Below are 14,329 nucleotides of genomic sequence, written 5' to 3'. Positions count from 1 at the left end.
GTTGCGGAGGGTCCGGCATGAGCGGCCGGGCCCGGGGACAGGGAGACATCGATGCGCATCGCGATGATCGGCACGGGCTATGTTGGCCTTGTCACCGGCGCATGCTTTTCAGAATTCGGCGTGGACGTTGTCTGCGTCGATAAGGACGAAGAGAAGATCCGCCGGCTGAAGGCCGGGGAGATCCCGATCTTCGAGCCCGGCCTGGACGATCTCGTCGCCAATAACGTCAAGGCCGGCCGCCTGTCCTTCACCACCGACCTCGCCGAGGGGATGAAGGGCTGCGACGCGGTGTTCATCGCCGTCGGCACGCCGAGCCGGCGCGGCGACGGCCATGCCGATCTCAGCTACGTCTACGCCGCCGCGGCCGAGATCGCCGACAACATGGACCGCTATACGGTCGTCGTGACCAAGTCGACGGTGCCGGTCGGTACCGGCCGCGAGGTTGAGCGCATCATCCGCCAGCGTCGGCCCGACGGCGATTTCGACGTCTGCTCGAACCCGGAATTCCTGCGCGAGGGCGCGGCGATCAACGACTTCATGCGCCCCGACCGGGTGGTGATCGGCGCCGGCAGCGACCGCTCCCGCGAGGTGATGCGCCAGCTCTACCGGCCGCTGTTCCTGATCGAGACCCCGATCGTCTTCACCGAGCTGGAGACGAGCGAGATGATCAAGTACGCCGCCAACACCTTCCTGGCGACCAAGATCACCTTCATCAACGAGATCGCCGACCTGTGCGAGCGGGTGGGCGCGGACGTGCACGACGTGGCCAAGGGCATCGGCCTCGACGGCCGGATCGGCCGCAAGTTCCTGCATCCGGGTCCCGGCTATGGCGGCTCGTGCTTCCCGAAGGACACCCTGGCGCTGGTCAAGACCGCTCAGGACTACGGCTCGCCCCTGCGGATCATCGAGACCGTCGTCGACGTGAACCACAGGCGCAAGCGGGCGATGGCCGAGCGCATCGTCGCCGCCTGCGGCGGGTCGGTCGACGGCAAGACGGTCGCCCTGCTCGGCCTGACCTTCAAGCCGAACACCGACGACATGCGCGACAGCCCGTCGCTCGACATCGTGCCCGAATTGATCAGGGCCGGTGCAACGGTGCGCGGGTACGACCCCGAGGGCATGGACGAGGCGGCCAAGCTGTTGCCCGACATCAAGTATTGCCAGAGCGCCTACGAGGCGATGGACGGGGCTGACGCGGTCGCCATCGTCACCGAGTGGAACGAGTTCCGCGCCCTCGACATCAACCGGATCAAGACCTTGCTGAAGGCGCCGGTGATGATTGACCTGCGCAATGTCTACGACCCCCAGGAGATGCGGGCCGCCGGCTTCGCCTATACCTGCATCGGGCGCGGTACCGAGCGGACCGGCGGCGCCGCCAGCGAGGCGGCCCAGTAAAGGGCCGGAGCGATGGCGGAGTCGGTATCGTCTTCTCACCGGTTCGACCCGACCATCCTGCGCGAGTACGACGTGCGCGGAATTGTCGGAAGCACTCTGCACGCGGCCGATGCCCATGCGCTTGGTCATGCCTTCGGCACGATCGTCGCGGAAGGCGGTGGGCGCCGCGTCGCCGTCGGCCGTGACGGCCGGATCTCGTCGCCGGAGATCGCCGCTGCCACCATCGAGGGATTGCAGGCCGCCGGAATCGACGTCCTGGACGTCGGCGGATGTCCCACCCCGGCGCTGTATTTCGCCGTTCACCATCTGGCGGCGGATGGCGGGATCATGATCACCGGCTCCCACAACCCGCCGGACTACAACGGCTTCAAGATGATGCTGGGGACCGCCCCGTTCTTCGGGGCCGACATCCAGCGGCTCGGCGAGATCGCGGGCACCGGGAGCTTCGCCACGGGGCAGGGGGCGGTCGAGGCGGCCCCGGTGCTGGATGCCTATGTCGCCCGCCTGCTGCGGGATCACCGGCCGGGGCGAGCGCTGTCGGTGGTGTGGGACTGCGGCAACGGGGCGACCGGTCCGGTGATCACGGCGCTGGCCGAGGCACTGCCGGGCACCCACAAGGTTCTGTATCCCGAGGTCGACGGCACTTTCCCGAACCATCACCCCGACCCCACCGTGCCGGAGACCCTGGAGGGCCTACGGGCCGCCGTGGCGGATGCCGGTGCCGACCTGGGCATCGCCTTCGACGGCGACGGCGACCGCATCGGCGTGATCGACGAGACCGGGCGGGCGATCTGGGGCGACCAGTTGGTGGCGATCTATGCCACCGAGATCCTTGCCGCGCAGCCGGGCGCGACGGTGATCGCCGACGTGAAGGCCAGCCAGGTGCTGTTCGACCGGATCGCCGAGTTGGGCGGGGTGCCGCTGATGTGGCGCACCGGCCATTCGCTGATCAAGACCAAGATGGCCGAGACCGGCGCGCCCCTGGCCGGCGAGATGAGCGGGCATCTTTTCTTCAAGGACCGGTACTACGGCTTCGACGACGCCCCCTACGCGGCGGTTCGGCTGCTGGCGCTGATCGGCGCCTCGGACCGGCCGGTCTCCGCCTGGCGCGACGACCTGCCCACCGTCCTGAACACGCCGGAGCTCCGCTTCCCCTGTGCGGAGGAGCGCAAGTTCGGGGCGATCGCCGAGGTGAAGGCCGCGCTCGACGGCCGGACCGATGTCTCGGTGAACGACATCGACGGGGTGCGGGTCAGCTCGGAGGACGGCTGGTGGCTGCTGCGCGCGTCGAACACCCAGGACGTGCTGGTGGCGCGCTGCGAGGCGCAGAGTGCCGTGGCTCTGGAGCGGCTGAAGGATCAGGTGCGCGACGCGGTCCGCGCCGTCGGCCTGGACGTTCCCGACTTCTGAGAAGCCAAATTCCGAGAGAACGGCGCCCGAGAGAACGGTGCCAGAGAGACTGGCGCCTGAGAGACCGGCTGGCGTTCAGCCGCCGGCCGGTACCGGCACGCAGGGGAGCTTGCGGCGCTTCAGATCGAGACAGACCGACCGGGCATCCTTTTCCAGCAGGCCGATGAGGCGGGCCCGGTAGATCGGGATGTCGCGGTTGGTCAGCGGCTCGACCTTGCCTTCGGTCTCGTTCAGCAGGCTGGGCAGCAGGCCGCGGGCGGTGGCGATGGAGCGTTGGGCGCGGACCTCGGTGGAGTAGGCGCCGACCTGCACGCCCCAGGCGCCGGAATCGTCGCGGGAGCCGACCTCCTCCTCCGGATTGTCGCGGGCGGCGACGTCGTCCTCGCGGGCGTCGCTGAGCGCGGCGACCAGCCGCGGCGCGGGCGCCGGTGTCGGCGCGACGGCCGCGGCCATGATGGTCGGGCGGGCGACCGGCAGGGGCGGCTTGAAGGACGCGATCCGGATCTTCTCGGCCTGCCTGAACCCGTCGGTCAGAATATCCTTCATATGGGCGTTGCGCCGGGTGCCGGAGCGACCGCCGAAGACCACGCCGATCAGCCGGCTTCCGTCGCGCACGACGGAGGCGACGAGGTTGAAGCCGGAGGCGTTGATGTACCCGGTCTTGATGCCGTCCGTACCCTCGTAGTGGCCGAGCAGCTTGTTGTGGTTGCTGTAGGTCCGACCCTTGTAGGTGAAGCTCCGGGTCGAGAACTCGCCGTAGTAGCCCGGAAAATCGCGGCGGATGGCGATGGCCAGCCGGGCCATGTCCCGCGCGGTCGTCACCTGCCGGCTGTCGTGCAGGCCGGACGCGTTCATGAACCGGGTCGAGGTCATGCCCAGTTCCCGCGCCCGCTCCGTCATGGAGACGGCGAAGCGGTACTCGGTGCCGCCCAGCGCCTCAGCCACCGTGACGGCGACGTCGTTGGCGGACTTGGTCACCAGGGCCTTGATGGCGTCGCGGACCTGAATGGTGTCGCCTCGGCGCAGACCGAGGCAGGAGCAGGCCTGCCCCTCGGCGCGGGCGGAGGCGGTCAGACGCTGGTTCAGCGACAGTTTGCCTTTCTCCAGGGCCTCGAACACCATGTAGAGGGTCATGATCTTGGTAAGCGACGCCGGATGGCGCTTGGCGTCCGCATGGCGGGCGAACAGCACCTTGCCGCTCTCGACGTCGAGAACGAGGGCCGCGTATTTCGTGGCTGCATTGGCTGGGGCCGCCGTCAACCCGGCCAACAGACCGAGGACGAGGAACGGTATTGCCAAGACCGGACCGATCCGCCGCATGCGTGCACTCCATTGCCGTTTGGGCTGGGGCTCGAACGGAACTGGGGTCGACGCTGCGACCACCGAATCAACAGACAGTACCCTAGACGTCGCATGAGCTTCTGTCCATAACCGATTGATTCAGTATCACGAGTTTGCCGAGGCCCCGGGTCGCTGGGTCTCTCGTTCTGCTGCGTTGCGGGAGTTTATTGTGCGGTGCACAAAAAATCCCTTGACCCTTTCGCCGGATTTCCTACATATCGGTCATGTTGCGATGCACAATTCCGGATCCCGTATCCGGATCGCGACGCGCCATCGACCGAATGGAGAGACAGATGACCACGAAGAAAACCACTGCACGCAGTGCCACGCCGGTCGACGCAGCCGTCGCCGCTGGTAAGGAGACCATGGAAAAGATGACCAAGCTGACTCAAGAGACCGGCCAGAAGAATTTCGACCAGGCCGTGACCGTCGCCAAGGAGAACATGGAGAAGGCCTCGGCCGCCGCGTTCAAGGGCTACGATCAGTACGCGACCTACTCCCAGGCGAACTACGATGCGATCACCAAGTCCTTCGGCATCATGACCAAGGGCTTCGAGGACGTCTCCAAGGCCTGGTTCACCTACACCCAGACCTCCGTCGACGCCGGCGTCGACTTCTCGAAGAAGGTGATGGGCGCGAAGAGCGTCAACGAGATCGTCGAAATGCAGAGCGATTTCGCCAAGTCGTCCTTCGACAGCTTCGTCGCCGAGAGCACCAAGCTCTCCGAGATGTCGGTGAAGACCGCCAACGAGGCGATCGAGCCGATCAAGGCCCGGGTCGACGAGACCGTGGTCAGCATCTCGAAGGTTGCCGCCTAAGACGGCCGGTGCGCGCTGCGGCGCGCCCGCCATAGCCATTGAGCATCAGAGGCCCGGGCGGTTATCGCCCGGGCCTCTGCGCGTTCTGGCCGGTGCTGCCGGCGAATTGACCCAAGTGCCACTGCGCCCCCTTCCCCCGGGGCGGTTGAATCTCATATTCTCAAGGGAGCGGCGCCGCCTGCGCGGTTCCACGGCCGCGCACCTTTCGGCGGCCGGGGGCTGCCGAACGCCGGGGATATCACCAGACGCCCACGGGTTTAGAATGAGTGACGACGATCGCGGAAACGGCAACGGCACCAACACCGGCGTGGTCGTTAAGACGCGTCCGAAGACCAAGAAACCGTCGATGTACAAGGTCATCATGCTGAACGACGATTACACTCCGATGGAGTTCGTCGTTCACGTGTTGGAAAGATTCTTCAATAAGAATCGTGAAGAAGCGACCCGCATCATGCTGCACGTACACCAGCGCGGGGTGGGGGTGTGCGGGGTCTTCACCTACGAGGTGGCCGAGACCAAGGTCACGCAGGTCATGGACTTCGCGCGTCAGCATCACCATCCTTTGCAGTGCACCTTGGAGAAAGATTGACGACATGCTGTCGAAGAACCTCGAAGAGAGCCTGCACCGCGCCCTCGGCCTTGCGAACGAGAAGCGCCATGAGTACGCCACGCTGGAGCACCTGCTGCTCTCGCTGACGGACGATCAGGATGCGCTCGCCGTTCTCAAGGCCTGCGGTGTGGACGTCACCAAATTGCGTGACGACCTGATCACCTACATCGACACCGAGCTCAACGGCCTGGTCGGCAGTGCGCTCGAGGAAGCCAAGCCGACCGCCGGGTTCCAGCGCGTGGTCCAGCGCGCGGTGATCCATGTGCAGTCGTCCGGCCGCGAGGAGGTCACCGGCGCCAATGTGCTGGTCGCCCTCCTGTCCGAGCGCGAGAGCCATGCGGTGTTCTTCCTGCAGGAGCAGGAGATGACCCGCTTCGACGCGGTCAGCTACATCAGCCACGGCATCGCCAAGGTCCACGGCCAGCAGCAGGCCGAGCCCAAGCGCTCGGTCGACGGAGCCGACGAGGAGTCCAAGGGCGAGCAGGTCAACAAGCAGGGCCACGAGGCGCTGGACGCCTATTGCGTCGACCTGAACAAGAAGGCCGCGTCCGGCAAGATCGACCCGCTGATCGGCCGCGAGCACGAGGTCGAGCGCACGATCCAGATCCTTTGCCGCCGTACCAAGAACAACCCGCTCTATGTGGGCGATCCGGGCGTCGGCAAGACCGCCATCGCCGAGGGGCTGGCCAAGCGCATCGTCGACGGCGACGTGCCGGAAGTGCTGATCGACGCCCAGATCTTCTCGCTCGACATGGGCGCGCTGCTCGCCGGCACCCGCTACCGCGGCGATTTCGAGGAGCGGCTGAAGGCCGTCGTCAACGAGTTGGAGCAGAACCCGCAGGCGGTGCTGTTCATCGACGAGATCCACACGGTGATCGGCGCCGGGGCGACCAGCGGCGGGGCGATGGACGCCTCCAACCTGCTGAAGCCTGCGCTGCAGTCGGGCGGCCTGCGCTGCATCGGCTCGACCACCTACAAGGAGTACCGCAGCTACTTCGAGAAGGACCGCGCCCTGGTGCGCCGGTTCCAGAAGATCGACGTCAACGAGCCGTCGATCCCGGACGCGATCAAGATCCTCAAGGGCCTGAAGCCCTACTACGAGGAGCACCACAAGGTCCGCTACACCAACGACGCGCTGAAGACCGCGGTGGAGCTGTCGGCCAAGTACATCGGCGACCGCAAGCTGCCGGACAAGGCGATCGACGTGATCGACGAGGTCGGTGCCGCGCAGATGCTGGTCTCGCCGTCGAAGCGCCGCAAGACCATCGGCGTGAAGGAGGTCGAGGACATCGTCGCCAAGATCGCCCGCATCCCGCCGAAGAGCGTGTCGACCGACGACAAGACCGTGCTCGCCAACCTGGAGCGCGATCTGAAGACGGTGGTGTTCGGCCAGGACGAGGCGATCTCGTCCCTGTCCACGGCGATCAAGCTGGCCCGTGCCGGTCTGCGCGAAGCCGACAAACCGATCGGCAACTACCTGTTCTCCGGCCCGACCGGCGTCGGCAAGACCGAGGTGGCCCGCCAGCTCGCCCTGATCATGGGTGTGGAGCTGATCCGCTTCGACATGTCGGAGTATATGGAGCGGCACTCGGTCAGCCGCCTGATCGGCGCGCCTCCGGGCTATGTCGGCTTCGACCAGGGCGGCCTTCTGACCGACCAGATCGACCAGCATCCGCACTGCGTGCTGCTGCTCGACGAGATCGAGAAGGCGCATCCCGACCTGTTCAACGTGCTGCTGCAGGTCATGGATCACGGCAAGTTGACCGACCACAACGGCAAGAACGTCGATTTCCGTAACGTGATCCTGATCATGACCACGAACGCGGGCGCCGCCGATCTCGCCAAGGAAGCCATCGGCTTCGCACGGTCGCAGCGCGAGGGCGACGACACCGAGGCGATCAACCGGATGTTCACGCCGGAGTTCCGCAACCGCCTCGACGCCATCGTCGGCTTCAAGGCCCTGGGACCGGAGGTCATCAGCCGGGTCGTGGACAAGTTCCTGATCCAGCTGGAGGCCCAGCTTGCCGACCGCGGCGTGACGATCGAGGCGAGTCAGCAGGCCCGTGCCTGGCTCGGCGAGAAGGGGTACGACCGGCTCTATGGGGCGCGGCCGCTGTCGCGGATCATCCAGGAGCACATCAAGAAGCCCCTGGCCGAGGAACTGCTGTTCGGCCGCCTGGTCAAGGGCGGGGTGGTCCGCATCGGCCTGGTCGACGGCAAGCTGGCCTTCGACTTCGACGACGACCCGACCCCGGAGAAGCCGGAAAAGCCGACCAAGACCAAGGGCCGCAAGGGCGGTGGCGGCGGCAAGGACACCGGCAAGGTCGAGGAACTGGTCGACTAGGCCGGGTTCTCCTGACACCAAGTTCGCGGCCCTCTCCCCCACGGGAGGGGGCCGTTTCGATTGACCAGCTCCCCCGTCATCCTGACGTGCGTCAGGACGACGGGGAAGGTCAGGGAAGGGAGGTACGCTGCTACCGGATCCAGCCGCTGTCCAGCGCGCTGGCCCAGGCCTTGTTGCCCCGCTCGGCCGCCAGGCGGGACATCGCCTGATTGTCGTAGGGCACCTGGCGGAAGGTCACGCTCCAGCGGCCGCCGGCCTCCTCGAGGATCGCATAGGCGGCATCGGGGGTGCCGGCCTGCATGACATGCGGATTGGGCGGTGTGGGGTCTTCGTAGCCGGGGCAGCCGACGCTGCCGGGGTTCACCACCAACCGCCCGTCCGACAGGCGCACCGCCCGTGGGATGTGGCTATGGGCGCAGAGCAGCAGCGGGACGTCGATCCCCGACGCCGCCGCCTCGATCGCGTCGATCCGGTTCATGGTCATGCCGCCGTCCAGCACCCGCTCCAGCCAGTAGGTGGTGTCGTCGGCCGGGGTGCCGTGACATAGGAAGATCCGATCCTCCACGGTCCGGGTCGCGGGCAGGGCGGCGAGCCAGGTCTTGTGCGCCTCGGTGAGCTGATCATGGGCCCAGCGATCCGACGCTCCCATCTGCTGCGGCGTCTTCTCCAGGATCCAGCGGTCGTGGTTGCCGCGGATCGAGATCATGTCGGTCGCCAACAGCAGGTCGGCGGTCTTGCCCGCCTCCAGCGGCGCACTCAGGTGGTCGCCCAGATTGACCGTCAGATCGACCCCGACCCGCGCGATATCGGCCAGCACGGCCTGGAGCGCCAAGTGGTTCCCGTGAATGTCGGCAATGGCCGCAATGCGCATGCATCTTTCCTCAACCGTCGGTTCGATCGACCGATCTTCGATTGGAGAGAGCCGGTTGGCAATCCGCGGAAGGGGGCGTCCGGGGAAGGTCGCTCAGCCCCAGCGGGCGGCGGCCGTGTCGTCGGCTTCGCGGGCATCGACCCAGCGCGCGCCGTCCGGTGTGTCCTCGCGTTTCCAGAACGGCGCCCTGGTCTTCAGCCAGTCAATGAGAAAGCCGGTGGCGTCCAGGGCGGCCTGGCGGTGGGCGGAGGCGCAGGCGACCAGCACGATGTTGTCGCCGGGGGCCAGGTCGCCGACCCGGTGGATGATCAGGCTCGCGTCCAGCGGCCAGCGGGCATGGGCCTCGCGCTCGATCTCCTCGAGCTGCCGCTCGGTCATGCCGGGATAGTGCTCCAGCGACATGGCACTCACCGACTGGCCGCCGGCGATGTCGCGCACCAGGCCGACAAACACGCCGAGCCCACCGATGGCGTGATTGCCGGCGGTCAGCGCGGCCAGCTCGCGGCCGATGTCGAAATCCTCCTCCTGGACGCGGACGGCCATGGTCAGCCTCCGGTCACCGGCGGGAAGAAGGCGACCTCGTCGCCCGACGCCACCGGGTGGGTCGGCTCGACATACTCCTGGTTCACCGCGTAACGGATGGCGCGGGTGTCCTTGAACGCCTCCGCGTAACCGGGGCCGCGGGTCTTCAGCCAGGCGACCAGACCCTCCACCGTGGCCGCCTCGGCCGGGGCCTCGACGGTCTCGCTCGCGGCGCCGATGCGCTGGCGCACCCAGGCGAAATACATCAGTTTCATCGCATCACCTCGTTGAACGGCAGATAGGCGGCCGTCTCCCCCTTCGCCAGCCCCTCGGAGTCCTCGCCCAGGTCGATCAGCCCGTCGGCGGCGGCCAGGGCGGACAGAATACCGGAGCCATCGGGGCCGGCCTTCACCGCGACCGGCGGCCGGCCCAGCTCCAGGCCCGGCTCCAGGCGCACCCGCAGGAACTCGCGGCGTCCGGGCTTTTTCGCATGGCTGAAGCCGGCCGTCACGGGGTAGCGGGCCGGTGCCGCGATCCGCGCGCCTGCCAGCGCCAGCAGCACCGGCCGGGCCAAGGTCACAAAAGCGACGACGGCGGCGACCGGATTGCCCGGCAGGCCGATGAAGGCGCGGCCGCCGATCACGCCGAGGGCGACCGGCCGGCCCGGCTTCACCGACAGCCGCCAGGCGTCGATCCGGCCATGGGCGGCGACGGCGGCGCGGACGTGATCCTCCTCGCCGGTCGATACCCCGCCGGAGGTCATCACCACGTCGTGGTCTTCCGCCGCCGCCGCCAGCGACCGGGCAATGGTGCCGGCGTCGTCCTCCAGGATGCCGAGATCGGTGACGGCGCAGCCGAGCCGGGCGAGCAGGGCCTTCACCGTGTGGCGGTTGGCGTCGAAGACGGCGCCGGGGCGCAGGTCCTCGCCCGGCTCGGTGACCTCGTCGCCGGTCGAGGCGACGGCCACCCGCAGGCGCTTGCGCACCGTCAGCGCGGTGCGGCCGATCGAGGCCGCGAGGCCGAGATCACCCGGGCCGAGCCGTCGTCCGGCGGCAAGCGATACCGCGCCGCGTCGCACATCCTCGCCCCGCAGCCGGACATTGGCCCCGGGGCGCAGGCCGACCGGCAGCCGCACCCGGCCGTCGCTCTCCCAGCAGTCCTCCTGCATGACCACCGTGTCGAATCCCTCGGGAACGGGCGCGCCGGTGAAGATCCGCAGCGCCGCCCCGGCCGAGGGCGTCCGGTCCAGCGGATGCCCCGCCGCCACCCGCCCGGCCACCGCCATCTCGCCGCCGCCGGGCGCGAGGTCGGCGGACCGCACCGCGTAGCCGTCGACCGCCGCATTGTCGTGGGGCGGGACGTCGATCGGCGACACCACGTCCTCGGCCAGCACCCGGTCCAGGCCGGCGTCCAGGGGCACGGTCTCGGTGCCGGTCACCGCCTGCAGCCGGTCGCGGATCCGCTCCAGCGCCGCCTCCACCGTCAGCGGGACGGGATCGGCGGCGAAGCAGTCGTCGGCCAGCCGCGTCATTGAGTCGCTTCCATTTCTGCGGCCCTGTCGAGCACCATGGCGGCGATCGAGGCGATGTCATCAAGACCGAAGACGGGGCGCTCGCAGTTCGGCAGGGGGACATCGGCGGCGATGGCGACGATATGGGGCTCGCCCGGCCAGATCGGCGGCTTGCCGAGGGCGGGGCGATGAACTTCAAGTTTGGGCACGGGGTCGAACTTGAAGCCTTCGACCAGCACGATGTCGACCGGCCCCAGCCGGTCGACGAGTTCGGCCAGGGTCGGTTCCGGCGCGTCGCGCAGCTCGTGCATCAGCGCGAAACGGTGGCCGGAACTGATCATCACCTCGTGGGCACCGGCGGTGCGGTGCAGGTAGCTGTCCTTGCCCGGCCGATCGATGTCGAAATCGTGATGTGCGTGCTTGATCGTAGACACGGTAACCCCACCTTCGCAGAGAGCCGGAATGAGCGCCCGAAGCAGGGTCGTTTTCCCACTGCCGGACCAGCCGGCAATCCCAAACACGCGTTTCATCGTACCGGATTTACGAGTTCGACATAAATGCTTGGATAAGGTTGTTTCGAGCGGATCGCAAATATAGGTTCGCCAGCGTTGTTGGTTCCGGGGTGAGGCGCGTGCGGCGATTGCAGATCAGAATGGTGGGCAAGATCCTGCGTCAGTGGCGCAGGACCAGCATGTCTCCCGGTGTGATCTCGCGATCCATGTGCATGGGCATGGCGGTCGGCTTTTCCCCGACCGTCGGGCTGCAGGCGGTGCTGTGCTTCGTGATCGCGCTGGTCTGCAACCGGTTCTGGCGCCCGGCGATGTTCGACTGGGTGATCGCCCTGGTCGGGTCGCTGGTGGTCAACCCGCTGACCATGGTGCCGACCTATACCTTCTACTACTGGATCGGCTGCCAGGCGATGACCTGCTCCAGCTTGGTCGAGTTCAAGGACGCCGAGCATATCAAGGACTTCATTTTCGCGCTCGGTGAGGGCACCGGCGCCATTCTGCTCGGCTCTGTGCCCTTCATGGTCGCCGGCCTGCCCGCCGGCTACTTTCTCGGTCGGGTGATCGAGCGGCTGCTGGAGGCCCGCGCGCAGCGCCGTCGGGTCCGTCTGCTGGAGCTCGCCCGCCGGCGCCGGGAGCAGGAACTGCGCGCCGCCCAGTCCATCCAATCCGCCCAATAGGTCACGCGGAGAGCAGCCGGACCTCGCGAATCGGCCAGTGCAGCACGGCCGAGAGAACGCCAAGCGCGACGCTGAGCTGCCACATCACGTCGTAGGACTGGAAGACGTCGAAGGCTACACCGCCGATCCAGGCGCCGAGAAAGCTGCCGATCTGGTGGCCGACAAAGACCAGCCCGAACATCATCGACATATAGCGGATGCCGAAGATCGTGCCGACCAGCCCGCTGGTGAGCGGGACCGTGCCGAGCCAGGTCAGCCCCAGCAGTCCGGCGAGCACCAGAACCATGGCAGGGGTCATCGGCAGGATCAGGAAGCCGGCGAAGACGGCGGCGCGGATCAGGTACAGGACGGCCAGCACGTTCTTCTTCATGTACCGATCGCCCAGGGCGCCGCAGACGTAGCTGCCGATGATGTTGGCGAAGCCGATGACGGTCAGGGCCGCCGCTCCTAGCCAGTGCTCGAAGCCGCGGTCGGACAGATAGGCCGGCAGATGGATGGCGACGAACGCCAGGTGGAAGCCGCAGACGAAGAAACCGCTGTTCAGCAGCCAGAAATCCCGGGACGCCAGGCCCTGTGAGAAGGCGTCGCCCATGCTCTGGCCGCTCTCGGTCTGGCCATCCAGGCTCTGGCCGTCCGGGCTCTCGGCTGGCCGGCCGGCGGTGCCGAGCGCCAGGGGGACGATCAGCAGGGCCGAGGCGGCCAAGATCAGCAGGCTGGTCTGCCAACCGGTGCCGTCGATCAGGAAATGGACATAGGGCAGGGCGAGGAACTGGCCCAGGGATCCGCCCATCGCCGCCAGACCGAGCGCCTTGCCGCGCTGCTCCGGCGGTGCCGCCCGTCCGACCGCACCGAGCAGGACCGTGAAGCCGCTGCCGCTGAGCCCGAGCCCGATGAGCACGCCGCCTGCCAGCAGCCCGTCCGCGCCGCCGATAACCATCAGCCAGAGCCCGAGCGCGTAGGCGAGGCCGCCGGCCGCCGCCACCCGACCCGGCCCGTAGCGGTCGGCAATCGCACCGGCGATGGGCGCCCCGAGCCCCCAGCACAGGTTCATCAGGCCCATGGCCAGCGCGAAGGTCTCCCGCCCGCCGAACTCATCGCTGAGGAAGGGCAGGTAGAGGCCAAGCCCCTGCCGGAAGCCGATGGCGATGCCCATGATGCTGCCGGCACACAGGACGAGGATCAGAAGTCTGAGGGCCATCGCATGGCGCTCCGATCAGTTTGTGTAGGCGAGACGGTAGCGACCGGTCTACCATTCCAGAAGCGAATTAATCTGATGGATTCATCATGAAAACTGATGTGAAAATCCAGCCCGAGGCTCAGGTACAGGAACAGGGGCTTGGGGTTTCCCTGCGCAGCCTGGATCTCGATGTCCTGCGCGCCTTCGTCATGGTGGCCGAGACCCGCAGCTTCACCCGGGCGGCGGAGCGGCTGAACCGGGGCCAGTCCGCCGTCAGTATGCAAATGAAACGGCTGGAGGATCTCACGGGCTGCCAGATCCTGTCGCGAGCCCGGCGCTGGGTGGAGTTGACCGCCGACGGCGCGCATCTGCTGTCCTATGCCCGCCGGCTGCTGCGGCTGAACGACGAGGCGCTGGGCTCGCTCGATCGGGGCGCGCGCACCGGGCGGGTGCGTGTCGGGGTGACCGACACCTCGATGATCTATGTCAGCCGGATCCTGCGGGCCTTCGCCGAACGCTGCCCGCTCGTCCAGGTGGAGATGACCTGCGGACGCAGCTGGGAGGCGCTGGCGGATCTGGAGGCGGGCAAGATCGACCTCGCCCTGGTCACCCAGCCCTGCGACCATGAGGGCGGGCGGTTGCTGTGGCGCGAGCCGCTGGTCTGGGTTGCTTCGGTCGATGCGGAGGCCGAGGCGCGCGAGCCCCTGCCGCTTGCCCTGTTCGCCCCGGGCTGCATCTATCGCGACGCAGTGCTGCAGCAGCTTGACGCGAATGGGCGGGACTATCGGCTGGTCTACAGCAGCGCCAACTCCCTGGGGTTGAGCGCGGCGGTGACGGCGGGTATCGCGGTCACCGTCATGCCGGTCAGCGCCGTCGGGCATGGACTTCGGATGGTCGGCGACGCGGCTTCCCTGCCGGACCTGCCGCAGCTCGATCTGCTGCTCTACTGCCCCGAGCCGCCGTCGGCCGGACCCGGCGCCTTCGCCGACACCTTGTGGGATCTGTTCACCTGAGGTTTCGGTGGCATAAGGTGCACACCGGATCGCCCATTTCCTTCGCCTGCATGCTATGGCGTAATGCCACTTCAGAGGCCGTTCGGCCTTAGGGCCGACAGACTTAACCGCCTGAAACGGCGGATTGGATCG

General features: G+C 67.5%; 14 protein-coding genes. 7 read left to right on the top strand and 7 right to left on the bottom strand.

Annotated elements, in window-relative coordinates:
* The first annotated feature begins 51 nt into the window (after window positions 1-51).
* Together BLS34_RS04575 and pgmG are read left to right on the top strand one after the other, a co-directional pair.
* Entirely contained in the window at window positions 52-1,395 is a 1,344-nt protein-coding gene (locus BLS34_RS04575) for a UDP-glucose dehydrogenase family protein (protein WP_093148471.1), read from the top strand.
* Window positions 1,396-1,407: 12 nt separating this feature from the next.
* Window positions 1,408-2,805, top strand: a complete 1,398-nt coding sequence (gene pgmG, locus BLS34_RS04570; RefSeq protein ID WP_093148469.1) for a phosphoglucomutase/phosphomannomutase PgmG — start codon at window positions 1,408-1,410, stop codon at window positions 2,803-2,805.
* Window positions 2,806-2,880: 75 nt separating this feature from the next.
* Here the strand turns inward: pgmG and BLS34_RS04565 are convergent, their stop codons facing one another.
* Window positions 2,881-4,125, bottom strand: coding sequence for a D-alanyl-D-alanine carboxypeptidase family protein (locus BLS34_RS04565; protein WP_093148467.1), 1,245 nt, complete (start codon window positions 4,123-4,125; stop codon window positions 2,881-2,883).
* 314 nt (window positions 4,126-4,439) lie between these two features.
* On the opposite strand from BLS34_RS04565, the gene BLS34_RS04560 reads away from it, so the two are divergent.
* From BLS34_RS04560 to clpA, 3 genes are all read left to right on the top strand, one after another.
* Window positions 4,440-4,964 carry a phasin family protein gene (locus BLS34_RS04560; RefSeq protein WP_051244314.1) on the top strand — a complete coding sequence of 175 codons (525 nt, stop codon included), beginning with the start codon at window positions 4,440-4,442 and terminating at the stop codon, window positions 4,962-4,964.
* 262 nt (window positions 4,965-5,226) lie between these two features.
* Entirely contained in the window at window positions 5,227-5,553 is a 327-nt protein-coding gene (clpS, locus tag BLS34_RS04555) for an ATP-dependent Clp protease adapter ClpS (RefSeq protein WP_028793793.1), read from the top strand.
* Between the two features lie 4 nt (window positions 5,554-5,557).
* Entirely contained in the window at window positions 5,558-7,918 is a 2,361-nt protein-coding gene (gene clpA, locus BLS34_RS04550) for an ATP-dependent Clp protease ATP-binding subunit ClpA (protein WP_038013901.1), read from the top strand.
* A gap of 130 nt (window positions 7,919-8,048) precedes the next feature.
* On the opposite strand, the gene BLS34_RS04545 is transcribed toward clpA, so the two are convergent.
* The 5 genes from BLS34_RS04545 to mobB all read right to left on the bottom strand — a co-directional run bounded on the left by BLS34_RS04545 (window position 8,049) and on the right by mobB (window position 11,351).
* Window positions 8,049-8,789 carry a metallophosphoesterase family protein gene (locus tag BLS34_RS04545; protein ID WP_093148464.1) on the bottom strand — a complete coding sequence of 247 codons (741 nt, stop codon included), beginning with the start codon at window positions 8,787-8,789 and terminating at the stop codon, window positions 8,049-8,051.
* Window positions 8,790-8,882: 93 nt separating this feature from the next.
* A complete protein-coding gene (locus tag BLS34_RS04540) occupies window positions 8,883-9,332 on the bottom strand; it encodes a molybdenum cofactor biosynthesis protein MoaE (RefSeq protein ID WP_028793795.1) in 450 nt (149 codons plus the stop codon).
* Between the two features lie 2 nt (window positions 9,333-9,334).
* Window positions 9,335-9,586, bottom strand: a complete 252-nt coding sequence (gene moaD, locus BLS34_RS04535) for a molybdopterin converting factor subunit 1 (protein ID WP_093148461.1) — start codon at window positions 9,584-9,586, stop codon at window positions 9,335-9,337.
* Entirely contained in the window at window positions 9,583-10,842 is a 1,260-nt protein-coding gene (locus BLS34_RS04530; RefSeq protein WP_093148458.1) for a molybdopterin molybdotransferase MoeA, read from the bottom strand. The genes moaD and BLS34_RS04530 overlap by 4 nt, the downstream gene beginning before the upstream one ends.
* Window positions 10,839-11,351 carry a molybdopterin-guanine dinucleotide biosynthesis protein B gene (gene mobB, locus BLS34_RS04525; RefSeq protein WP_028793798.1) on the bottom strand — a complete coding sequence of 171 codons (513 nt, stop codon included), beginning with the start codon at window positions 11,349-11,351 and terminating at the stop codon, window positions 10,839-10,841. The genes BLS34_RS04530 and mobB overlap by 4 nt, the downstream gene beginning before the upstream one ends.
* 122 nt (window positions 11,352-11,473) lie before the next feature.
* Between mobB and BLS34_RS04520 the strand changes: the two genes are divergently transcribed.
* Entirely contained in the window at window positions 11,474-12,007 is a 534-nt protein-coding gene (locus BLS34_RS04520) for a DUF2062 domain-containing protein (protein ID WP_245565579.1), read from the top strand.
* A 1-nt stretch (window position 12,008) separates the two neighbouring features.
* Here the strand turns inward: BLS34_RS04520 and BLS34_RS04515 are convergent, their stop codons facing one another.
* The gene (locus BLS34_RS04515) at window positions 12,009-13,205 is read right to left on the bottom strand and encodes an MFS transporter (protein ID WP_028793800.1); all 1,197 of its coding nucleotides are present in this window, start codon (window positions 13,203-13,205) and stop codon (window positions 12,009-12,011) included.
* 86 nt (window positions 13,206-13,291) lie between these two features.
* On the opposite strand from BLS34_RS04515, the gene BLS34_RS04510 reads away from it, so the two are divergent.
* The gene (locus BLS34_RS04510) at window positions 13,292-14,197 is read left to right on the top strand and encodes a LysR family transcriptional regulator (RefSeq protein WP_093148455.1); all 906 of its coding nucleotides are present in this window, start codon (window positions 13,292-13,294) and stop codon (window positions 14,195-14,197) included.
* Window positions 14,198-14,329 lie beyond the last annotated feature (132 nt).

Source organism: Thalassobaculum litoreum DSM 18839 (assembly GCF_900102465.1).
Taxonomy (GTDB): Bacteria; Pseudomonadota; Alphaproteobacteria; order Thalassobaculales; family Thalassobaculaceae; genus Thalassobaculum; species Thalassobaculum litoreum.
This window is presented reverse-complemented; position numbering and strand designations above follow the sequence as displayed.

What these genes read in the sequence shown, in the direction of transcription:
- BLS34_RS04575 (WP_093148471.1), top strand. Translation starts at nt 52, where the DNA reads ATGCGCATCGCGATGATCGGCACGGGCTATGTTGGCCTTGTCACCGGC.
- pgmG (WP_093148469.1), top strand. Translation starts at nt 1,408, where the DNA reads ATGGCGGAGTCGGTATCGTCTTCTCACCGGTTCGACCCGACCATCCTG.
- BLS34_RS04565 (WP_093148467.1), bottom strand. Translation starts at nt 4,125, where the DNA reads ATGCGGCGGATCGGTCCGGTCTTGGCAATACCGTTCCTCGTCCTCGGT.
- BLS34_RS04560 (WP_051244314.1), top strand. Translation starts at nt 4,440, where the DNA reads ATGACCACGAAGAAAACCACTGCACGCAGTGCCACGCCGGTCGACGCA.
- clpS (WP_028793793.1), top strand. Translation starts at nt 5,227, where the DNA reads ATGAGTGACGACGATCGCGGAAACGGCAACGGCACCAACACCGGCGTG.
- clpA (WP_038013901.1), top strand. Translation starts at nt 5,558, where the DNA reads ATGCTGTCGAAGAACCTCGAAGAGAGCCTGCACCGCGCCCTCGGCCTT.
- BLS34_RS04545 (WP_093148464.1), bottom strand. Translation starts at nt 8,789, where the DNA reads ATGCGCATTGCGGCCATTGCCGACATTCACGGGAACCACTTGGCGCTC.
- BLS34_RS04540 (WP_028793795.1), bottom strand. Translation starts at nt 9,332, where the DNA reads ATGGCCGTCCGCGTCCAGGAGGAGGATTTCGACATCGGCCGCGAGCTG.
- moaD (WP_093148461.1), bottom strand. Translation starts at nt 9,586, where the DNA reads ATGAAACTGATGTATTTCGCCTGGGTGCGCCAGCGCATCGGCGCCGCG.
- BLS34_RS04530 (WP_093148458.1), bottom strand. Translation starts at nt 10,842, where the DNA reads ATGACGCGGCTGGCCGACGACTGCTTCGCCGCCGATCCCGTCCCGCTG.
- mobB (WP_028793798.1), bottom strand. Translation starts at nt 11,351, where the DNA reads ATGAAACGCGTGTTTGGGATTGCCGGCTGGTCCGGCAGTGGGAAAACG.
- BLS34_RS04520 (WP_245565579.1), top strand. Translation starts at nt 11,474, where the DNA reads ATGGTGGGCAAGATCCTGCGTCAGTGGCGCAGGACCAGCATGTCTCCC.
- BLS34_RS04515 (WP_028793800.1), bottom strand. Translation starts at nt 13,205, where the DNA reads ATGGCCCTCAGACTTCTGATCCTCGTCCTGTGTGCCGGCAGCATCATG.
- BLS34_RS04510 (WP_093148455.1), top strand. Translation starts at nt 13,292, where the DNA reads ATGAAAACTGATGTGAAAATCCAGCCCGAGGCTCAGGTACAGGAACAG.